Source organism: Microcoleus sp. A2-C3, assembly GCF_036706065.1.
Classification (GTDB): domain Bacteria; phylum Cyanobacteriota; class Cyanobacteriia; order Cyanobacteriales; family Microcoleaceae; genus Microcoleus.
This window is the reverse complement of the sequence record NZ_JAUBVX010000013.1, coordinates 26,260-44,922: the sequence shown is the minus strand read 5'-3', so window position 1 is coordinate 44,922 and position 18,663 is coordinate 26,260. Positions and strand designations below refer to the sequence as shown.

The window sequence follows — 18,663 nt, the reverse complement described above, 5'->3', positions numbered from 1 at the left end:
TAAGATTTTCATGGTAATAGGAAAGTTCGGCAACGGATTGTTTAGCGGATTTAACGGATAGATTTTGAGGTTCGAGGGAAATGAATTTTAGGTTGGGTAGACTGAAGTAATACCCAACCTAGGGCGAACAATGAACAGTCAACAGTCAACAATGAACAGTCAACAGTCAACAGTCAACAGTCAACAGTCAACAGTCAACAGTCAACAGTCAACAAATCTATTCTAGCCAGGGACGTGTCATTAGTTCTAGTTGGTTGACTTCATCTTGGCTTAAAGTCCAGCCTAATGCGCCTGCGTTTTCTTCGGCTTGTTTTGCGGTTTTGGCGCCGGGAATGGGGATGACTCCGTTTTGGGCTATTAACCAGTTTAGGGCAACTTGGGCGGGCGTGCGATCGCGCTTTCTCCCCATTTTCCGCAAGGTGGACATGACTAATTCGATTTTCTCAATCCCGGCTTTACTGAAGCGGGAGTCCATTTTGCGGGCTCCTGTCGGTTGTTCTTGGGTTGTGTATTTGCCTGTCAGCAATCCTTGGGCTAAGGGGCTGTAGGCTAAAATCGTTACTCCCAATTCGCGGGCTGCACGCACAATTCCTTGTTTTTCTACTTGCCGCGATAGCAATGAGTAACGGACTTGATTTGTTGCTAGGGGAACTCCTCTGGCTGCTAATGTTTTGTGGGCTTCGCGCATCTGTTCTTCTGAATAGTTGCTGACTCCTACTGCTTGAATTCTGCCTTGCTTGACTTCATCTGCTAAGGCGTTCATCAAGGTTTCTTGACTTAGTAAAAAACTGAATGGCCAGTGTACTTGATAGAGGGTTATTTGTTCTACTTGCAAGCGTTTTAAGCTGGCACTCAAGGCGTCGGAAACTGATTTTCCGGTAATCCGCCAAGGTACGGGGCCGAATTTGGTGGCTATTTGTACGGGTTGGCTGGTTTTTTTGATAAATTGTCCCAGCAATTCTTCTGACAAGCCGTTACCGTAGACTTCGGCTGTGTCGAAAAAGTTGACTCCGCTGTCTAGGGATGTTTTGAATGCTGCTTCTACTTCGGCGGGGCCGTAATTGCTGCCGTAGTTCCAAAATAGTTTGTCGCCCCACGCCCAAGTTCCGACGCACAGGGGAATGACGGCTGGGCCGTTTTGTCCTAGGGTAATGGTTGTCACGGTTTGTAAATCCACAATTCTTTATTGTCTATTATTTTTATAGGAATAATCGCTTTTGAGCTTCTAGCTGGAGGAGGAAAAGCGGCTGGTGGCGATATAAGCTGTTGTGCATCCCTATTCTGTATGGTGATTGAGGGGGAGAGGGGGAGAGGGGGAGAGGGGGAGAGGGGGAGAGGGGGAGAAATTTTTTTGATCGATCGTCAAAATATACAATTTCAATGCAACACAGCTTATCGTACCATTTTAGATTTTAGATTTTTCGACTTCGCTCAAAACAAGTTTTAGATTTTAGATTTTAGATTGGGAATAAATAATTGTGTCTGGGTTGGCAGCAGTACAGTTGCATTATTTTTTTAACTGGTATCAGTTAGGATGAATGAGTCATGCTGTGTTTATTTTGAATAGTTATGTCGATCGACCGTTTGCCAGATTCTACATTAACAGATTCCGCGACTGCGGCCCAAAAGCGGGTTAACCTGCTGACTATGTTCCGGCTGGGTTTGTTTCAGATGGGGCTGGGCATGATGTCGATTTTGACGCTGGGCGTGCTCAATCGCGTGATGATTAAGGAGTTGGCGATTCCGGCTACTGTGGTGGCGGGTACTCTGGCGATGCACCAGTTTGTCGCCCCAGCTAGGGTGTGGTTCGGGCAAATGTCGGATGCTAAGCCTTTGTTTGGGCATCACCGCACGGGTTACGTGTGGGTAGGAAGCGTTTTGTTTGTAATTTCGGCTTTTTTGGCGGTGCAGGTGATGTGGCGCTTGGGCGCTAGTTTGGAGGCGGTGGGATGGACGAATCCTACTTACGGTTGGGTGGGTTTGTTGGGTTTGATTTTTGCAGTTTACGGTATCGCGATTTGTTCGAGCTCGACTCCTTTTGCTGCTTTGTTGGTGGATGTTTCCGATGAGGAGGATCGATCGAAGTTGGTGGGTGTTGTCTGGTCGATGCTGATGGTTGGTATTATTATCGGGGCGATTGTCAGCAGCAGTTTGCTGAAGCAGATTGATGGGGATGTGCCGCGAGAAGTTTTGCAGGCTTCAATTAATGGTTTGTTTGTCAAAGTACCGGCGGTGGTTTTGCTGTTGGTGGGGATTGCGACTTTTGGAGTTGAGAAAAAGTATTCGCGTTACGGGGCGCGATCGCTCGCAGTGAATCGAGAAGATAAAATTACTTTGGGAAGTGCGCTGCGGATTTTGACTGCTAGCCGTCAAACCGGTTTGTTTTTTACCTTCCTGCTAGTAATGACGATTTGTTTGTTTATGCAGGATGCGGTTTTGGAACCCTACGGCGGGGAAATTTTTAAGATGCCGATTTCGGAAACTACGCGGTTAAATGCTATTTATGGTACTGGTGTGCTTTTGGGTTTGGGAACCACTGGTTTTTTTATTGTGCCGCGCATCGGCAAGCAAAATACGATTAGATTGGGTTGTTTGTCGGTGGCGGCTTGTTTTGGTTTGATTATTTTATCGGGATTTACTGGTAATCCAATTGTGTTTAAGTCGGCTTTAATGTGCTTCGGATTAGCTTCAGGAATTACGACGACGGGCGCGCTGAGTTTGATGTTGGATTTGACTGCTGCGGAAACGGCTGGGACTTTCATTGGCGCTTGGGGTTTGTCGCAAGCGATGGCGCGGGGTGTGGCGACGGTTAGCGGCGGTGCTATTTTGGATTTTGGCAGGAGTTTGTTTGGAGTGCCGATGTTGGCTTACGGGTTGGTTTTTGCTGTGCCGGCGGTGGGTATGATTTTTGCTGTGTATCTGTTGAGTCGGGTGGATGTTGCTGAGTTTCAGGATAATGCTAAAAGTGCGATCGCCACTATTCTTGAAAATGAATTAGACTAAGGTTTAGTCATTAGTCAGTAGTCATTAGTCATTAGTCATTAGTCATTAGTCATTGGGAATGGGTAATTCGATAATTCTCTCCCCCTCTCCCCAACCTCTCCCTTAATTGTTAGTGAAATGAAAGATTTTTGGAACTCTATTTTAACTTTTTCTCAAACTACTGTCAAGACAATCGGACAGCAGTTTTTGAAAGATTTCGGTTCTGCACAAGCGGATGAAAAGGATGATGGCACTTTGGTTACGCAATCTGACAATTGGGCGGATGCAGAGATTAGAAGTGCGATCGCATTTGCTTTCCCCAATCACGGAATATTGAGCGAGGAAGGAGAACACGTTTTCCCTGATACTGAATGGTGTTGGGTTGTCGATCCTCTGGATGCTACCACTAATTTTGCTCGCGGAATTCCGATTTGGGGGATTTCTTTGGGTTTGTTGTATCGCGGAACTCCGGTTTTTGGTTGTGTGCATTTACCACTGCTGAATCAAACTTTTCACGGTTTTTATGCAGAGGATTTGGCGGGCGATAATGTATTGACAAATATGCCTCAAGGTGCATTTTTAAATGGTAAGCAGATTCGCCCAAGTGCTGATAAAATGAGCGGAAATCATATTTTTAATTTGTGTTCCCGCAGTGTGGGAATTGGGCCTCATCTTCCGAGTAAAATTCGGATGTTGGGTATGGCTAGTTACAATTTTTTGATGGTGGCTTCTGGTGCGGCTATGGGAGGGGTGGAAGCAACTCCGAAAATTTGGGATATTGCCGGGAGTTGGGTAATTGTGAAGGCTGCTGGTGCAGTTTGGCTACCGCTGGAGTCCCAGGCAATTTTTCCGCTGGAAGTGGGGAAGAATTACGGGAGGGTTTCTTTTCCCACTTTGGTGATGAATCGGCAGGAGTTGGTGTCGGTGTTTTTGCCGTTTGTTGAGGCTTGGAAGAAGAAAAAAATGGGCTAATTTGCGTGAAGCGAAGCTATCCTGTAGGGAATCGCACAATTATCAAATAAAACTGCATGGCAGGTATGACGGAGGAGTCTCCCACGCCTGCCGTGCGGTTTGTAACAAATATAACCGACCGATGACCGATGGTTAAATTATGCTTGCTGTTGTCTATTTCTGCCAATCTGCGATCGGGTGGTTTTCTTTAGGTCTATCGGGTGATGCGGTACTGGTAAAATTTATGGTAATCTTTTTGCGACTTCAGGGATTCACCAGACGGATAATTTTCTAAGTGCGAGGCTAAAGCGCGGCTGCTGGTTTTTGCTACCGCTGCTTCTGCGGTTGTCAGTAATACAGGTGCTGAGTTTGGATATCCGGTGAATGTCATGTTAATTTGGGGGTGAGAATAACAAGCAATCAACTATAATTATAGCAATTTTAGGACGCGATTCCCGCTCTGGATAGCCCTGTCGCGCCTACTTAATGCAGCCAGTAAAATAACAGATTATAGGATTGGGACACAACAATGTTGTGTCCCAATTGCCCAATCAATTTATCGCCTTATGCGATTAATTTAGACAGGATATTCGACAACTTAGCACCGAGATTCTCAACAGACTCCTGCTGTTTGGGATCTTTCATCGTACCGTCAGCATTAAATGCTTCAAAAGCTTGAGAAATTGCTTTCTGATCCGGGAGGACAAACACGTTAATATTCCCCAGGATCGATCGCAAATGCACCAATCCCCGCAAACCACCAAGTCCGCCTGGGGAAGCGCTCATAATTACCGCTACTTTGCCCGTAAATGCCACCAATCCCGGTTCACCCGGTGCTGGGCGCGATACCCAGTCGATCGCATTTTTCAACACAGCCGTAATCGAACTGTTATACTCAGGGGAAGCTATCAAAAACCCGTCATGAGCTACCATCAACTCCTTTAACTTCCGGGCATTTTCTGGGATTCCCTTGGCTTCCAAATCTTCGTCAAATATTGGCAATGGCAAATCGCGCAAATCTACATAAGTAACTTCCGCGCCCGCCGCCCTAGCCCCAGCCGCCGCAACTTTTACCAGCAGTTTGTTGTAGGATGCTTCGCGGGTACTTCCGGCAAATGCAAGTATTTTTGGTCTGTTTATCATTGACTTTTCCCGATTATTGCTTGCGAGTAAAATTGTACTATTCCGAGTGCTTCCAAACAAAGTCAGCAATGGGTTTGTCTGCGGACAAAGGAGTATCTGTGGGCGAACTGAATACAACGGATCGCATTTTCACCTTCCCGACTCCCAAACGTCTCTCGACACGGCTGGGAATTCCGTAACCGAACATAATATGTCCTGTCCCCGCCAACACCACAACTTGATAATCGGGGTTAGCTTTGACAAATTTAGCTATACTTTCCGCCATAGTTTCGTCCCACAAAACTTGAGCTTGCAAAAATCTTTCAAAGGCTGTACTATTTCCCTGTGCTGCCTTTTGGTGCTGCTGGTAAACTTCGAGCAGCATTTGTCGATATTCGGCGTTGTCGGTGCGAATTTCGGAAATTGGCGGAATGTGCTGTTTGTCCTCTGCTGTGAGGCTTTCTAGACCTTGAGTGGCAACTTTTCTCGTGACTTCTGACGGGGTATTTAAGGCGAGGACTGGCAGTTGTTTTAATGCGGCAAACTGCAACAATGGGGCGTAATATTCCCAGGGAAAGCGCCATCTGCGATCGTACTCTGTTTGCTCGACTAATTGCTGTTCTGTCAGTTTACCAGCTAAGTAGTTGTCGATCGCACTTTGGAACGGACGCTGAAACATCTCCATTGCGATCGCAATTTTCGGATTTTGCCGCTGCATTTCTCGAATAATTTTCAGTTGAGCCTGGTGGTCTGCCGCTCTATCGTGAGTTTCTCCCAGATACACAATTTTCGCCTTCACCAACTGTTGCAGAATCTCTTGGTTAGTGTAAGTTTGCTGCGGTTGAGGCTTCACAGTCGGTTCTGCTGTCGCTATCACATTGCTACACAGCAGGAAAATGCTCAGCGATAAAACACACAGTTTGATGAGTTTGGTTGTTTTCATAAAAATATTATGCCTGTTTCTCGCAGCAGCAGCCACAGCCGAACTTTAGGATTTTAGCTGGGCATCCACAAAGCTCGATGCTTCATTTAACTTCACAATTATTCGCAATTATCTACGCCCCTAGAGGGTTGTCTTCCCTCTTCCTTTTTCCTTCTTCCCTCTTCCTTCTTCCCTCTTCCTTCTTCATTCTTTTGTAAAGTTTAGTTGCAGGTGCTTGCGCTTCTAGAAAAAGGTGCTAAATTAATAATATGAAGCAAACAAAAAGCTTCTCCGACAGATACAATATCTAGATATCACAGCGAAGTTCAAAATAGAATCAAAGGAGTAAAACGCTGTATAATCTCACATCTGTCCCATTAAAAACCAATAGCAGCACCCACCAACAAAGCTGATACTTCCTCAACTAATTAGAGGGGAGCAATGCAACTGAATCCGAGGATTATTGCAACTCCGCATCGAAGTTTTAAAAAGAGGAAATCACTCGGTACATATGGCTGGGTGCTGTTGTTGTTAACAGTAATTTAGGGCGGTTGAAGGTGTTTTGAGAGGTGGAGGCAGAGCCTCTAGATAGCCATTACCAGGCAGAGCCTGGTAGCTAGAAACAGCAAAATTACTGAAAAATTGTCTCGTCTTCCTTTCGCCACGCAGGATCTACGATACAAATAAATATTAGCGGTTATGTGCCACAGTTGTAAATAAACTGCTTGGCGTTGGGCGGAATGTAAACCGCATCTCCGACTTGCACCAATTGAGTCTCATCATCGATGTGCATTTCCCCAACGCCGCTGAGGATATAGTAAACTTCAGAAGTTGTCAGGGTGTGCAGCGCAGAAGTTTGTCCCGGTGGCAAAGTGGCGTGGGCCAAACTGTAACGCAAATCCACAGCTTGTTTGTCTGGATGCAGCAATTCTCGCAGTTGAGTACCGTCGCCAGCAATAAACTCGTCACAGTCATTTAGCTTTTGAATGAGCATTCTTTCCACACTCCTGAAAATCTCTTGAGCACAACTTAATTTTAATTGAAATAGCGAGAGATGTTAAGAAATGTTTAAAGCGGCGATCGATTTTTTAACCGTAAGTTCCCGATTGCGATCGATAATCAGGACAGTCGATCGCACTTTCAGATAAAGCTATGGTAGGCTGAACGGGACACTTGAGATGGTAATCGCCGGTAAAAAACACGCAGTTAGCACAAGGGATTTGGTGCATCCGCTGAGCTCGACGCACGGAATCGCCTATAGCACGCCCGATACTCAAACACACCATAAAAACTAAACCCCAGGCACAGACAAAACACAGCGGGACTAAAACAGGCTGTATTGTCTTAAGCAAAAAGTACAGCATAGCAACAAAATTTAGGGTAGAAGTCGCATATACATTAGAGTAATGGCATGGGCGGGCGATCGACCAAAAAGTTTAAAATCATTTACAGTGCGATCGAGAAACCGGGCAATTATGGGATGATAGAGAACCGTCGTTAAATAAAATTAGAGGAAATCAGTTATGTCACTGCGATTAGGCGATACAGTTCCCAACTTTACCCAAGCCTCGTCTAAAGGCGAAATCAACTTCTACGACTGGGCTGGCGATAGCTGGGTCGTATTGTTTTCCCACCCGAAAGACTATACTCCAGTGTGCACCACCGAACTCGGTGCAGTCGCCCGTCTCAAGTCTGAATTTGAAAAGCGTGGCGTGAAAACCATTGCCCTCAGCGTCGATGATGTGGATTCTCACATGGGTTGGATTAAAGATATTGAGGAAACTCAAAAAGTTACTCTCAACTATCCAATTTTAGCAGATGGCGATCGTAAAGTCTCCGACATTTACGACATGATCCATCCCAACTCGCTAAACAACTTAACAATTCGCACAGTTTTTGTAATTGACCCCGACAAGAAATTGCGTTTGAGCATTACTTATCCAGCGAGCACTGGTCGGAATTTCAATGAAATTCTGCGAGTAATTGATTCCCTGCAACTTACTGACAAATACAGCGTTGCGACTCCAGTTGATTGGAAAGATGGCGACGATTGCGTCATTGTACCTTCGATTACCGACCCCGCAGAGTTGGCAGAGAAATTTCCTAAAGGTTACACGCCGATTAAGCCTTATTTGCGGATGACTCCTCAGCCGAATAAATAGGTTTAATTTACAAACAGGTTCGTAGTCATGACTTTAGTCCTTAAGCCCCATGTTTTAGGACTAAAGTCATCACTAAAAACAGGCAAATTATGCAATTGTGTCGCAACTATTTAGATTTGAGAGAAATCAATTATGTTGACATCAAAAATCGTGTTGCAAATACCGCCAAAATTGCAAATGACAGACGACGAGTTTTTCGAGTTATGTCAAATCAATAGTGAATTACGCATTGAACGCAACAAATCTGGAGAACTGCTAATTATGTCCCCTACTGGCGGAACAACAGGAAATCGCAGTGGTAGCGTCTTTGGAGAGTTGTATATTTGGTCTCGACAAGATGGAACCGGTCTTTGTTTTGACTCCAGTACGGGATTTAAGCTTTCAATGGGTGACAAGTCTCCAGATGCCTCGTGGATTAAACTGGAACGGTGGAATACTTTATCTCAAGAACAGCAAGATAAATTTGCTCCGATTTGCCCAGATTTTGTAGTAGAACTCAGGTCTGCTTCTGACAATCTCAAGCCATTGCAAGAAAAGATGCAAGAATATATGAGAGAACCGGGAGTACAGTTAGGCTGGTTAATTGACCGCAAAAATCGCAGAGTTTATATTTACCGTCCGGGTTTACCAGAGGAATGTTTAGAGAATCCCGCGACAGTTAGCGGTGACCCAGTTTTGCCGGGATTTGTGCTAAATATGAGTAAAATTTGGTAGAAATGCTAGCAATAAATATCAACTTATGCTCAGAATTAATAGAATACAAACATTCAAAAAATATGGATATCAAAAACGGCTTTATCGGCACAATCGGCAACACGCCGCTAATTCGGTTAAATAGCTTCAGCGATGAAACAGGCTGCGAAATTCTCGGCAAAGCAGAGTTTCTCAATCCCGGCGGTTCCGTTAAAGATAGGGCCGCACTTTACATCATCCAAGATGCCGAAGAAAAAGGCTTGTTAAAACCTGGTGGCACCGTTGTAGAAGGCACTGCTGGCAATACAGGCATCGGCTTAGCACATATTTGCAACGCCAAAGGTTACAAATGTTTGATTGTGATTCCCGATACTCAATCCCAAGAAAAAATCGATGCTTTAAAAACCTTGGGCGCGGAAGTTCGGACAGTTCCCGCTGTTCCTTATAAAGACCCGAATAATTATGTTAAATTGTCGGGAAAATTAGCAGCCGAAATGGACAATGCAGTTTGGGCAAATCAGTTTGACAATTTAGCCAATCGCCAAGCTCATTTCGAGACAACCGGCCCGGAAATTTGGGAACAAACCGAGGGAAAAATTGATGCTTGGGTAGCTGCGACTGGTACGGGCGGGACTTTTGCGGGTGTAGCAATGTTTTTGAAATCAAAAAATCTCGCAATTAAAGCTGTTTTGGCAGACCCGATGGGTAGCGGGCTTTACAGTTATTTCAAAACTGGGGAAATTAAGACAGAAGGTAGTTCGATTACTGAGGGAATTGGTACCAGCCGCATCACTGGGAATATGGAGAATGCCCCGGTAGATGATGCTATCCAAATTGATGATGCTGAAGCTGTCCGCGTGGTTTACCAATTGTTGAGGAAAGAAGGGCTGTTTATGGGCGGTTCTGTGGGAATTAATGTGGGGGCGGCGGTGGCTTTAGCGAAGCAAATTGGGCCGGGACATACGATTGTTACGGTACTCTGCGACGGCGGGGCTAGGTATCAGTCGCGTTTGTTCGATCGCCAATGGCTGGCCTCAAAAGGTTTATCATCTGATTAATCATGATTTGTGGGATGGGCTTCTAGCCCGTCCAAAATCCGCAACACTTTTTCTACAATTTTGGCATATATGGCCGCACCTATTCCCATGATAAAAAAATAGCATATATGTAGCAGAATGTCAAGTAAAAAAACATGAAAATCACAGAATCTTCTAGGCGAGTTCTTGTTTGCCAAAACCGCACTTGTCGCAAGCAAGGTGCTGCAAAGGTATTAGCAGCGTTTGAGAAATTGTCCCCCTCAGAAGTTGAAGTTGTTGCTAGCAGTTGTTTGGGACAGTGCGGCAACGGGCCGATGGTGTTGGTGCTGCCAGAAGAGGTTTGGTACAGTGGAGTTTGTGCTGAGGAAGTTGCGGCAATTACCGAGCAACATTTGCGGGGAGAAAAGCGGGTAGAGGCGATGCTTTATCGCAAGTTTCACGGGCTTTCTCGGTAGCCATAACCCGGTGTTTAAGCAATTGGTATTTATTAATTAAAAATAATAAAATTGGTTTGTAGTGAGGACTGTAGTCCTTCATGAATGCGGATTAAAGTCCTCACTACGAACCTTGGGACTAGATATCTGAGTGCTAGTTTTGCAGTCGCGCTTTTTTGCCGTGTACTTGAATGCGTTTGTCGGTTTTTTGTTTCTTCACCCAAGAGAGAAATTTCTGGAGTTGGGGGTCATTTTTGAGCTTTTCTAGGGTGTTGAGCTCTTGGGCGAGGTGTTTGTTGTCGAAGAGAGTGTGAATTTGGCGGTGACAAGCTGAGCAAATGTCGATCGTCGGGCTGGGATCTTCGTTTTTCCGCTTGGTGTTTTGTTTGGGGATGAGGTGGTGGGCGGTTAATGCTTCCATTTGTCGATCGCACAATTCGCACTGCATAATTTTCTCAATGCTGTTTGATAGGCAATTGCTTCTTTTAATTTAGCGTAGTTTAGGGCGATCGGCTTTCAGAAAGTGAGTAAAGGTCGATCGCACTTCGCAAACAATAAAAAACCCCCAACGGGGGGCGTCTTAATTTCTGGTGGGGCAGGCCGAAAAGCCTGCCCGCTAAGTAGAAAAACCTACAGGTTCAAATCACGTACAGCAGTACAAACAAAACAATCCAAATCACATCGACAAAGTGCCAGTAAATCTCAGTCGCTTCGATGCCGAAGTGGTGTTCGCTAGAATAGTGACCTTCCACGCGCGATCGCCAAACTACCCCCGACATCAGCAGCACTCCAAATGTAACGTGCAAGCCGTGAAAAGCAGTCAAAACGTAAAAGCAACTGGCGTACAAATTAGTTGTCAGGCCAAACTCTAAATGAGTGTATTCGTAAACCTGACCGCACAAGAAAACGACGCCCATTAGGATAGTTGCGATCAACCAATTCCTCATACCCGCCACATCGTTCTTTTTGATTGCAGTATCAGCATTGTGAATCACAAAACTGCTAGCAATCAGAATTACCGTGTTAATTCCTGGCAGCAATAACTCTCGCGCGGGTGTTCCTTCGGGTGGCCACATGGGGGCCATCGCCCGATAAATCAAATACGCGGCAAACATACCCATAAATATCATGCCTTCAGATCCCAAGAATACAAGTACGCCTAGGATTCGGTGGTCGGGATGTTCTTCGCCGTGGGCTTCTATTTCGGCGCTGTGGTGGTAATTAAGAGCTGTTTTTGCTGGATCGATCGCTGGAATTTGTTGCATAATAAATTGCTAGTTGGTAATGGAAAGAAGGAAGAAGGAAGAGGGAAGAAGGAAGAAGGAAGAGGGAAGAGGGAAGAGATACAAAAAATTATCCGTATATCGCTGCTGTGCTGTCATCAGTCATTAGTCCAAAGTTGTGATATTGCAATGAGCAATAACTAATGACTAATGACTAATGACTAATGACTCATGACTAATGACTACTCGTCATCTTGACTTTCATCTGCTGGAGAATCAACGTTGATTTCTGATTCAGGATCGACCAAAGTTGCAGTACCGCCGAAGAAAGTGGAAGCTTGAGCTTCTGCGATCGGAATACCGCGTTTCTGGCCGCTGGCGCTGGCGATCGCATTTTCCCTCAACTTCAGCCTGAGACGTTCCCCAGTGTTCTGAATTTTTTCCATGCCGTAATCGTAAGGCCCGGTTGCCAATACTGGCACTCCTTCAAAATTTTCGATTGGTGGTGGCGAAGTCGTCATCCATTCCAAACTCAAAGCTTCCCAAGGATTATCACCTGCTTTCGGGCCGTACCTCCAACTCCAAATCACGTTAACGATAAACGGGATTGTAGAGACTGCCAGCATATAAGCGCCGATCGTACAAATGACATTAATCGTGGTAAATTTCGGGTCGTACATTGCCACCCGCCGGGGCATTCCTTGCATCCCCAAAGCGTGCATCGGCAAGAAAGTTACAGTAAAGCCCACATAGGTTAAAACAAAGTGAACTCTACCCCAAAATTCGTTAAGCATCCGCCCAGTCATTTTGGGGAACCAGTGGTAAAAAGCAGCGTAAATTCCAAACACTGAGCCGCCAAACAGCACGTAGTGTAAGTGAGCGACGATAAAATAAGTATCGTGAACGTGAATGTCGAAAGGTACCGAAGCTACCATGATCCCGGTGATGCCACCGAGGACGAATGTTGAGATAAAACCCATCCCAAATAGCATGGCGCTAACTAGGCGGAGTTTGCCTCCCCAAATAGTGGCCAACCAGCTAAATATTTTAATCCCAGTGGGCACGGCGATGATCATAGTTGTGATCATGAAAAACATCCGCAGCCAGCCAGGAGTGCCGCTGGTGAACATATGGTGCGCCCACACGATTAAGCCCAAAAAGCTGATCGCGAGACTGGAATAGGCGATCGCCAAATAACCAAAAATTGGCTTGCGCGAATGCACTGGCAAAACTTCTGAAATCACCCCAAAAAAGGGCATGATCATAATGTAAACTGCCGGGTGCGAATAAAACCAGAATAAATGCTGGTAGACGATGGGATCGCCGTTACCTGTGGGATTAAAAAATGCCGTTCCAGCTAACAAGTCAAACGACAGCAAAATCAAAGCTGCGGCTAACACTGGAGTAGCAATTAAAGTCAGCGCTGCCGTCGCAATCATTGCCCAGCAAAACAAAGGCATTTCATTGAGACTCATGCTCGGAACCCGCATCGTGAAGATGGTAACGGCAAAATTCACCGCCCCCAAAATCGAAGAAGTTCCGAGGATCAAAACGCTGAGAATCCAGATTTCTTCTCCGGCTTGAGCAGTAACTAAGCTCAAAGGCGGATAGGAAGTCCAACCCGCCTGCGGAGCTCCCACTAAAAAACTGCTCAACAGCAATATGCCACCTACTGGAATTAACCAAAAGGCAACCGCATTCAGCCTGGGAAATGCCATGTCTTTTGCCCCAATCATTAAGGGGATCAAAAAGTTAGCAAATCCGGCTCCGGCTGGTACTATCCACAGGAAGATCATCACCGTGGCGTGAACAGTAAATAAACTGTTGTAGAGTTCGGGGGTGACAAAATCGGATTCGGGTGTGGCGAGTTCGGTTCGCACTATTGTCGCCATCACGCCGCCGATTAGATAGAAACAAAATGTTGTTACCAGGTATTGAATACCGATTACTTTGTGATCGGTACTAAAACCGAAGTAATCTCGCCAATGTCTGTCGGCGGGTGCTGTTCCGCGAGCATCTATGTTGGCAGTTTCTTGGAACTGTGCTTGTGTCATAGTTATTAGTCATTAGTTATTAGTCATTAGTTATTAGCTCAGGATGAAATATCCATTGCCAAGAACTAATGACTATTTTTTGTGATGAGTTGGATGAAGTTGTTCTAGACTTTCGGAATTAATTTTTATTTCCCTGACGTAGGGAGCTAAGAATTCCCCGTCTGACATTTTTTCTGTATTGATGGCAACTGCTTGCTCTAAGTTGAGAGTGCTAGCAACTTGCTGTTCTTTCAGCCAACTGTCAAAGTCTTCGGGTGTGTGAACGAATGCTACAGCTTTCATTGCTCCGTGATATGCGCCGCACAATTCAGCACAAACAACTCGGTATTCGCCGACTTTGTTTGGTATAAATCTTAGTTCGCTTGTTCGTCCAGGAATTACATCTTGTTTGAGCCGAAATTCGGGGATCCAAAATGCGTGCAGCACGTCTTGAGCTGCAAGATTTAGCTGTACGTCGCGGTTGGCTGGCATATGCAGTTCACCGGAACTAACGCCACTTTCTGGATAGCTAAAAATCCAGGCATACTGCAAACCCATGACATTTACTACTAAGTCTGCTGGTTTGTTTTCGTTTTCTGGGGCAGCGCCTACGCCTAGGGCAATTTGTTTTTGTGGCTGAATTTGAGGGGCGTTTTGTGGTGTATCTGAGAGTGTAGCTGCGATCGCGCTTCCGCGCATATTAGAGTGCGATTGCATGGTGCCGTGATCGTGATTGCCCATCGGATCTAGGCCACCCATTGAGTTGTAAATCTCAAAACTGTAGACTCCGATACCTAAAATAATCACCGCTGGTAGGGCTGTCCAAAGAATTTCTAAGGGAAAGTTATCATGCCAAGGCGGCCCATCTGTGTTGTCTCCTTCACGACGGCGATATTTAATTGCAGCAACGATCAGCACTCCGTGGACTAGGATAAATAATCCTATGGAGATGGTCATCATTGTGTTGAATAGTCCGTCTATCTGGGATGCTTGAGCCGAGGCGGCGATCGGCATTAAGCCATGATTCTGCCCGTACCAGAGACTGATCAGAGTCACTCCGATGCCGGCGAGCATGGTGAGGATGGAACTTGGAATGTTCACGCTGGTACCTTATAGTAGCGACACTTCTTCGCTTGAACAATTAGGGAAGCGCCTCTGGGTTGTCAATTTTTAATTGTAGGTTGACATTTTGAGGGCAATCCCTATCTTAACGCTTACTTAAGGCTTCGTATGTTTGGGCGATCGCTTGTTCGCATTGATACGGTTTAGGTCACTTGACAAAAATCAGTAAAAATGGTAATAAATTGGTTTTTTTGGCTACTAAATTTGAGATTGTTTCTCAAACACCATTAAATGCTGCTGTGGCAACATCTCTTTTGTCTCTTTCCATACTAAACCAACGGCGGCCATTTCTTTTTTAACCTGCTTCTGTGTCATTTTGTGCAAGCCTTTAATGGGAATCAGCGGATTTTCGCCCCGATACTCGATCGATACCGTGCGGCCTCCGGGTTTGAGGGCTTTGACAATTCCTTGCATCATTTCTCTGGGATATGCAAATTCGTGATAAGCATCGACCATTACAACTAAATCGACGCTATTTTCCGGCAAATTCGGATTGTCAATACTTCCCAACACAGGCTCAACGTTAGCAATATTTTTTTCTTGTTTATTCAACTCAATAAAATTAATCATCTCCGGCTGCACGTCAACTGCTAAAACCTTGCCGTCTGGAACTAAGGGAGCGATGCGAAAGCTAAAATATCCAGTTCCGGCTCCAATGTCTGCTACAATATCTGTGGGTTTTAAATCAAGATTGTTCACTAATCGAGCTGATTTTTCTTCCATGCCGCGAGAGGGTCTTTCTAGCCAACCAGCGCCTTGATAGCCCATGACTTGGGCAATTTCTCTACCCATGTAAAATTTACCAATTCCGTCGGGATTGTGGATTGTTCGCTGCTGATAAATGGTGTCGTTGTTGCCACTCAATGCTTGTGCAGCGCAGGCATTGAGCGGCAACAGGCAAAGAATTGTCAGGATGATTACTGTTAATGGTTTAATTGATTGTGCAGTCTTTTTCACAATATTTCTGATTTTGTATTTGGTATTTGAATGTTTGCTTGCGATCGGGTGCAAAATCTTTAATTATCATCAAACTCTGCGATTTCTTTGTTCCTCGCAATGACATGATGGGGTTTATTGATCTCCATCTAATTCTGACCAACTTTAATTGACGGCGGATGATAATAATTTGATTGTACCAGCATTTGCATCGATTTCGACTTCTTTGCCGATCGGCAAAGTGAACTTATCCCGAATGTGTCCCACCATCGAACCGTACCAAGCGGGAATATTTAAGGGGCGAATGTGATCCGTCAAGACTTGAGTTAAGGTTAGGGACTCTTGCAGTTTTTCAGCCTCGCACTTAGTACACTGTCCGAAAATAAAACCAGATATTTTATCGAGAATCCCAGCTAACTTGAGCTGCGTCAACATTCTATCGATGCGATAAACCTCTTCGCTAACTTCCTCAATAAACAAAATACTCTTTTCCCACTCCGGCAAATAAGCCGAACCCACCAATGCTGCTATTACTGATAAATTGCCGCCGATTAGTTTCCCCCTAGCTGTGCCGCGCCGGATTGTTTCAATGGGCATAGTTTTGGAGTTTTGCATGGTCAAAGAACCTCCGTCAAACAAAACTTTCTTGACGTAATCTATTGTAAAAGGACTCCAACTTGATACACCTAAAGGGCCGTGAAAAGTAACTATATTAGTTTTAGCATGAATTGCCAATAATAGCGCAGTAATATCGCTGAATCCCATAATGATTTTGGGATTGTTGCGGATCATATTGTAATCCAAAAGCGGCAAGATCCGACCGCAGCCCCAGCCGCCCATCCCGGTAAAAATAGCTTGCACTGAGTCGTCGGCAAAGGCTGCGTTGACATCGGCGGCGCGATCGGCATCTTTGCCTGCTAAATAGCCGTAGCGGTCGTAAAAATGCTCTCCCAGCTTGATTTTTAAGCCCAGGTTATCCAGAACTTTAAAAAATGGCTGCACTTCTTTTTCGTAGTTGAAGGCGGCGGGATTGATTAAGGCTACGGTATCGCCAACTTGTAGGCGGCGCGGCTCGATCGCACTTTTGGTAAATAGGTTAGTTTGGGCGATGGGCAAAAGCTGAGTACCAATAGCAGTCAGGCCAAAAGTTTTCAACAGATAGCGGCGGGGGAGAGGCATAAATGTTAGGTAATTTGTGCTATAATTTTATAACAAAACTTCCGCCAGATCAGTTAAATTTGCCAGTTTCCAATGAAAACAGCCAGTAAAATCTCAGCTAAAAAATCCTGGGTTCAAGCTTTTGCCCTTCCTGCTGCCGAGTTTCCGCTAACTCAGCTATCAGTTAAAACTGGTAAAATTCCAGACGGATTGCGTGGCACTCTTTACCGCAATGGGCCGGCACGTTTTGAACGCGGTGGCATTCCTGTGGGACACTGGTTTGATGGAGATGGTGCAATTTTGGCGGTGAATTTTACGGATGTTGGTGCTACTGCTGTTTATCGCTACGTACAGACGGCGGGATATCAAGCTGAAGAAAAAGCTGATAAATTTCTCTATACTAATTACGGCATGACTGCACCGGGGCCTGCGTTGTTACGGTGGACTAAACCTGTTAAAAATGCTGCGAATACTTCTGTGTTAGCTTTGCCCGATCGCCTTTTGGCATTATGGGAAGGCGGCGCGCCTCACAGCCTCGATTTGGCAACTCTGGAAACTCACGGAATCGACAATTTAGGCAATTTAGATAGTAAATTTGCTTATTCAGCTCATTGTAAGCGCGATCCGATTACTGGGAATATTTTTAACTTTGGAATTACCCCAGGTTTGAAAGCTAAGTTGAATGTTTATAAGAGTGATTATACAGGAAAAATTGTTAAAAAATCAACAGTTACTTTAGATGGAATACCGCTGTTGCACGATTTTGTACTTGCTGGCAAGTATCTGATATTTTTTGTGCCACCAGTGCGACTAAATCTAGCGCCAGTGTTAGCAGGAATTGGCAGTTATGGCGACTCCTTTGAGTGGAAGCCGGAGTTAGGGACTCAGATCTTAGTTTTTGACTCAGAAACTCTTGATTTAGTTAGTCGTGGCGAAACCGATGCTTGGTTTCAGTGGCATTTTGCTAATGGTTTTGTCACCGAAAATGGTGAAGTTGCAGTTGATTTTGTCCGCTATGCTGACTTGCAAACTAATCAGCGACTTAAGGAGGTGGCGACAGGTGAAACTCACACCGATGCGGAGGGTACTCTTTGCCGAGTGCATCTCAATCCTTTGACTGGGAAAGTGACACAAATAGCAGAATTGTTGGATCAACCTTGCGAATTTCCGATCGTACCTGCTGCCGAAATAGGGCAAGCTTCACGATATATTTATCTGGCAATGTATCGGGCTGATGTTGATATTGTAGCGGAACGTTATGGTGCGATCGCCCGTTTGGACACACAAAATGGCAATCTCACAATTGCCGACTGCGGCGAAAATCGCTATCCCGCAGAGCCCATCTACGTTCCAGATATTTCATCGGAGAAAGGTTGGATTTTGACAGTTGTTTACGACGGCAATTCTGATAGCAGCGAAGTCTGCATATTTGACAGCGACGGACTTTCTCGCCCCCCTATTTGTCAGCTAGAATTGCCCGGTGTCATACCTTTGAGCTTTCACGGCACTTGGAAATCTGCCGTCTGAGAAGATTGTAAAGAAGTGTTGCGCAAGATTTATTAAAAATTGTTGCCACTTTAGCTTCTAGTTGTTAAGGTGTGTGTAGACAGAAAGTTCTCATATCTAGGAGGTGTGGAATTGACAATCTGTATTGCTCAATTATCCTGTGCCAATTCAGGCGAATCCCCGGCGAATATTCTCGGCGAATGAATTCGCGGCTACACAAGCAAAGTCTGCCTCCGCAGACTCAAGAAACAACAATCCCGGCGAATGAATTCGCGGCTACACAAGCAAAGCCTGCCTCCGCAGATTCAAGAAACAACAATCCCGGCGAATGAATTCGCGGCTACACAAGCAAAGCCTGCCTCCGCAGACTCAAGAAACAACA

Annotated in this window: 20 protein-coding genes; 8 read left to right on the top strand and 12 right to left on the bottom strand. The window is 45.3% G+C overall.

Going from position 1 to position 18,663, the window contains the following annotated elements:
- Window positions 1-217: 217 nt before the first annotated feature.
- On the bottom strand, window positions 218-1,162 hold the full coding sequence (locus QUB66_RS09730; protein ID WP_265237469.1) for an aldo/keto reductase: 945 nt from the start codon (window positions 1,160-1,162) through the stop codon (window positions 218-220).
- A gap of 407 nt (window positions 1,163-1,569) precedes the next feature.
- Here QUB66_RS09730 and QUB66_RS09725 point away from each other — a divergent pair, with 407 nt between their 5' ends.
- Together QUB66_RS09725 and QUB66_RS09720 are read left to right on the top strand one after the other, a co-directional pair.
- Window positions 1,570-3,003, top strand: a complete 1,434-nt coding sequence (locus tag QUB66_RS09725; RefSeq protein ID WP_332967424.1) for a BCD family MFS transporter — start codon at window positions 1,570-1,572, stop codon at window positions 3,001-3,003.
- A 117-nt stretch (window positions 3,004-3,120) separates the two neighbouring features.
- On the top strand, window positions 3,121-3,954 hold the full coding sequence (locus tag QUB66_RS09720) for an inositol monophosphatase family protein (protein WP_332967422.1): 834 nt from the start codon (window positions 3,121-3,123) through the stop codon (window positions 3,952-3,954).
- Between the two features lie 193 nt (window positions 3,955-4,147).
- Here QUB66_RS09720 and QUB66_RS09715 read toward each other — a convergent pair whose 3' ends face one another.
- The 5 genes from QUB66_RS09715 to QUB66_RS09695 form a co-directional block, all read right to left on the bottom strand.
- Window positions 4,148-4,324 carry a hypothetical protein gene (locus QUB66_RS09715; protein ID WP_332967421.1) on the bottom strand — a complete coding sequence of 59 codons (177 nt, stop codon included), beginning with the start codon at window positions 4,322-4,324 and terminating at the stop codon, window positions 4,148-4,150.
- A 173-nt stretch (window positions 4,325-4,497) separates the two neighbouring features.
- Window positions 4,498-5,076, bottom strand: coding sequence for an NADPH-dependent FMN reductase (locus tag QUB66_RS09710; protein WP_332967419.1), 579 nt, complete (start codon window positions 5,074-5,076; stop codon window positions 4,498-4,500).
- A gap of 37 nt (window positions 5,077-5,113) precedes the next feature.
- Window positions 5,114-5,998 carry a ChaN family lipoprotein gene (locus QUB66_RS09705; RefSeq protein ID WP_332967418.1) on the bottom strand — a complete coding sequence of 295 codons (885 nt, stop codon included), beginning with the start codon at window positions 5,996-5,998 and terminating at the stop codon, window positions 5,114-5,116.
- A gap of 676 nt (window positions 5,999-6,674) precedes the next feature.
- Window positions 6,675-6,971 carry a cupin domain-containing protein gene (locus QUB66_RS09700; protein ID WP_265234990.1) on the bottom strand — a complete coding sequence of 99 codons (297 nt, stop codon included), beginning with the start codon at window positions 6,969-6,971 and terminating at the stop codon, window positions 6,675-6,677.
- A gap of 94 nt (window positions 6,972-7,065) precedes the next feature.
- On the bottom strand, window positions 7,066-7,341 hold the full coding sequence (locus tag QUB66_RS09695) for a hypothetical protein (RefSeq protein ID WP_265234989.1): 276 nt from the start codon (window positions 7,339-7,341) through the stop codon (window positions 7,066-7,068).
- 159 nt (window positions 7,342-7,500) lie between these two features.
- On the opposite strand from QUB66_RS09695, the gene QUB66_RS09690 reads away from it, so the two are divergent.
- The 4 genes from QUB66_RS09690 (at window position 7,501) to QUB66_RS09675 (ending at window position 10,324) form a co-directional block, all read left to right on the top strand.
- Window positions 7,501-8,139, top strand: a complete 639-nt coding sequence (locus tag QUB66_RS09690; RefSeq protein ID WP_265234988.1) for a peroxiredoxin — start codon at window positions 7,501-7,503, stop codon at window positions 8,137-8,139.
- 132 nt (window positions 8,140-8,271) lie between these two features.
- Window positions 8,272-8,853 (top strand): Uma2 family endonuclease, encoded by a 582-nt coding sequence (locus tag QUB66_RS09685; protein ID WP_265234987.1) that lies wholly within the window; start codon window positions 8,272-8,274, stop codon window positions 8,851-8,853.
- 62 nt (window positions 8,854-8,915) lie between these two features.
- On the top strand, window positions 8,916-9,890 hold the full coding sequence (locus tag QUB66_RS09680) for a cysteine synthase A (protein ID WP_265234986.1): 975 nt from the start codon (window positions 8,916-8,918) through the stop codon (window positions 9,888-9,890).
- 134 nt (window positions 9,891-10,024) lie between these two features.
- The gene (locus tag QUB66_RS09675) at window positions 10,025-10,324 is read left to right on the top strand and encodes a (2Fe-2S) ferredoxin domain-containing protein (RefSeq protein ID WP_265234985.1); all 300 of its coding nucleotides are present in this window, start codon (window positions 10,025-10,027) and stop codon (window positions 10,322-10,324) included.
- A gap of 133 nt (window positions 10,325-10,457) precedes the next feature.
- Here QUB66_RS09675 and QUB66_RS09670 read toward each other — a convergent pair whose 3' ends face one another.
- Window positions 10,458-10,751, bottom strand: a complete 294-nt coding sequence (locus QUB66_RS09670) for an HNH endonuclease (protein WP_332967415.1) — start codon at window positions 10,749-10,751, stop codon at window positions 10,458-10,460.
- A 190-nt stretch (window positions 10,752-10,941) separates the two neighbouring features.
- Complete coding sequence (locus QUB66_RS09665; RefSeq protein WP_265234983.1) at window positions 10,942-11,568, bottom strand: cytochrome c oxidase subunit 3; 627 nt, start codon at window positions 11,566-11,568, stop codon at window positions 10,942-10,944.
- Between the two features lie 6 nt (window positions 11,569-11,574).
- Here QUB66_RS09665 and QUB66_RS09660 point away from each other — a divergent pair, with 6 nt between their 5' ends.
- On the top strand, window positions 11,575-11,730 hold the full coding sequence (locus tag QUB66_RS09660) for a hypothetical protein (protein ID WP_265234982.1): 156 nt from the start codon (window positions 11,575-11,577) through the stop codon (window positions 11,728-11,730).
- 38 nt (window positions 11,731-11,768) lie between these two features.
- Here QUB66_RS09660 and ctaD read toward each other — a convergent pair whose 3' ends face one another.
- From ctaD to QUB66_RS09640, 4 genes are all read right to left on the bottom strand, one after another.
- Window positions 11,769-13,580, bottom strand: coding sequence for a cytochrome c oxidase subunit I (gene ctaD / locus QUB66_RS09655; RefSeq protein ID WP_265234981.1), 1,812 nt, complete (start codon window positions 13,578-13,580; stop codon window positions 11,769-11,771).
- A 72-nt stretch (window positions 13,581-13,652) separates the two neighbouring features.
- On the bottom strand, window positions 13,653-14,660 hold the full coding sequence (locus QUB66_RS09650) for a cytochrome c oxidase subunit II (RefSeq protein ID WP_265234980.1): 1,008 nt from the start codon (window positions 14,658-14,660) through the stop codon (window positions 13,653-13,655).
- Between the two features lie 219 nt (window positions 14,661-14,879).
- A complete protein-coding gene (locus QUB66_RS09645) occupies window positions 14,880-15,638 on the bottom strand; it encodes a class I SAM-dependent methyltransferase (RefSeq protein ID WP_332967412.1) in 759 nt (252 codons plus the stop codon).
- A 144-nt stretch (window positions 15,639-15,782) separates the two neighbouring features.
- On the bottom strand, window positions 15,783-16,796 hold the full coding sequence (locus QUB66_RS09640) for a S66 peptidase family protein (RefSeq protein WP_332967410.1): 1,014 nt from the start codon (window positions 16,794-16,796) through the stop codon (window positions 15,783-15,785).
- A gap of 72 nt (window positions 16,797-16,868) precedes the next feature.
- Here QUB66_RS09640 and QUB66_RS09635 point away from each other — a divergent pair, with 72 nt between their 5' ends.
- A complete protein-coding gene (locus QUB66_RS09635; protein WP_265234977.1) occupies window positions 16,869-18,302 on the top strand; it encodes a carotenoid oxygenase family protein in 1,434 nt (477 codons plus the stop codon).
- The last annotated feature ends 361 nt before the right edge of the window (window positions 18,303-18,663 follow it).

What these genes read in the sequence shown, in the direction of transcription:
- QUB66_RS09675 (WP_265234985.1), top strand. Translation starts at nt 10,025, where the DNA reads ATGAAAATCACAGAATCTTCTAGGCGAGTTCTTGTTTGCCAAAACCGC.
- QUB66_RS09695 (WP_265234989.1), bottom strand. Translation starts at nt 7,341, where the DNA reads ATGCTGTACTTTTTGCTTAAGACAATACAGCCTGTTTTAGTCCCGCTG.
- QUB66_RS09720 (WP_332967422.1), top strand. Translation starts at nt 3,121, where the DNA reads ATGAAAGATTTTTGGAACTCTATTTTAACTTTTTCTCAAACTACTGTC.
- QUB66_RS09640 (WP_332967410.1), bottom strand. Translation starts at nt 16,796, where the DNA reads ATGCCTCTCCCCCGCCGCTATCTGTTGAAAACTTTTGGCCTGACTGCT.
- QUB66_RS09635 (WP_265234977.1), top strand. Translation starts at nt 16,869, where the DNA reads ATGAAAACAGCCAGTAAAATCTCAGCTAAAAAATCCTGGGTTCAAGCT.
- QUB66_RS09705 (WP_332967418.1), bottom strand. Translation starts at nt 5,998, where the DNA reads ATGAAAACAACCAAACTCATCAAACTGTGTGTTTTATCGCTGAGCATT.
- ctaD (WP_265234981.1), bottom strand. Translation starts at nt 13,580, where the DNA reads ATGACACAAGCACAGTTCCAAGAAACTGCCAACATAGATGCTCGCGGA.
- QUB66_RS09700 (WP_265234990.1), bottom strand. Translation starts at nt 6,971, where the DNA reads ATGCTCATTCAAAAGCTAAATGACTGTGACGAGTTTATTGCTGGCGAC.
- QUB66_RS09665 (WP_265234983.1), bottom strand. Translation starts at nt 11,568, where the DNA reads ATGCAACAAATTCCAGCGATCGATCCAGCAAAAACAGCTCTTAATTAC.
- QUB66_RS09710 (WP_332967419.1), bottom strand. Translation starts at nt 5,076, where the DNA reads ATGATAAACAGACCAAAAATACTTGCATTTGCCGGAAGTACCCGCGAA.
- QUB66_RS09725 (WP_332967424.1), top strand. Translation starts at nt 1,570, where the DNA reads ATGTCGATCGACCGTTTGCCAGATTCTACATTAACAGATTCCGCGACT.
- QUB66_RS09690 (WP_265234988.1), top strand. Translation starts at nt 7,501, where the DNA reads ATGTCACTGCGATTAGGCGATACAGTTCCCAACTTTACCCAAGCCTCG.
- QUB66_RS09685 (WP_265234987.1), top strand. Translation starts at nt 8,272, where the DNA reads ATGTTGACATCAAAAATCGTGTTGCAAATACCGCCAAAATTGCAAATG.
- QUB66_RS09715 (WP_332967421.1), bottom strand. Translation starts at nt 4,324, where the DNA reads ATGACATTCACCGGATATCCAAACTCAGCACCTGTATTACTGACAACC.
- QUB66_RS09680 (WP_265234986.1), top strand. Translation starts at nt 8,916, where the DNA reads ATGGATATCAAAAACGGCTTTATCGGCACAATCGGCAACACGCCGCTA.
- QUB66_RS09670 (WP_332967415.1), bottom strand. Translation starts at nt 10,751, where the DNA reads ATGCAGTGCGAATTGTGCGATCGACAAATGGAAGCATTAACCGCCCAC.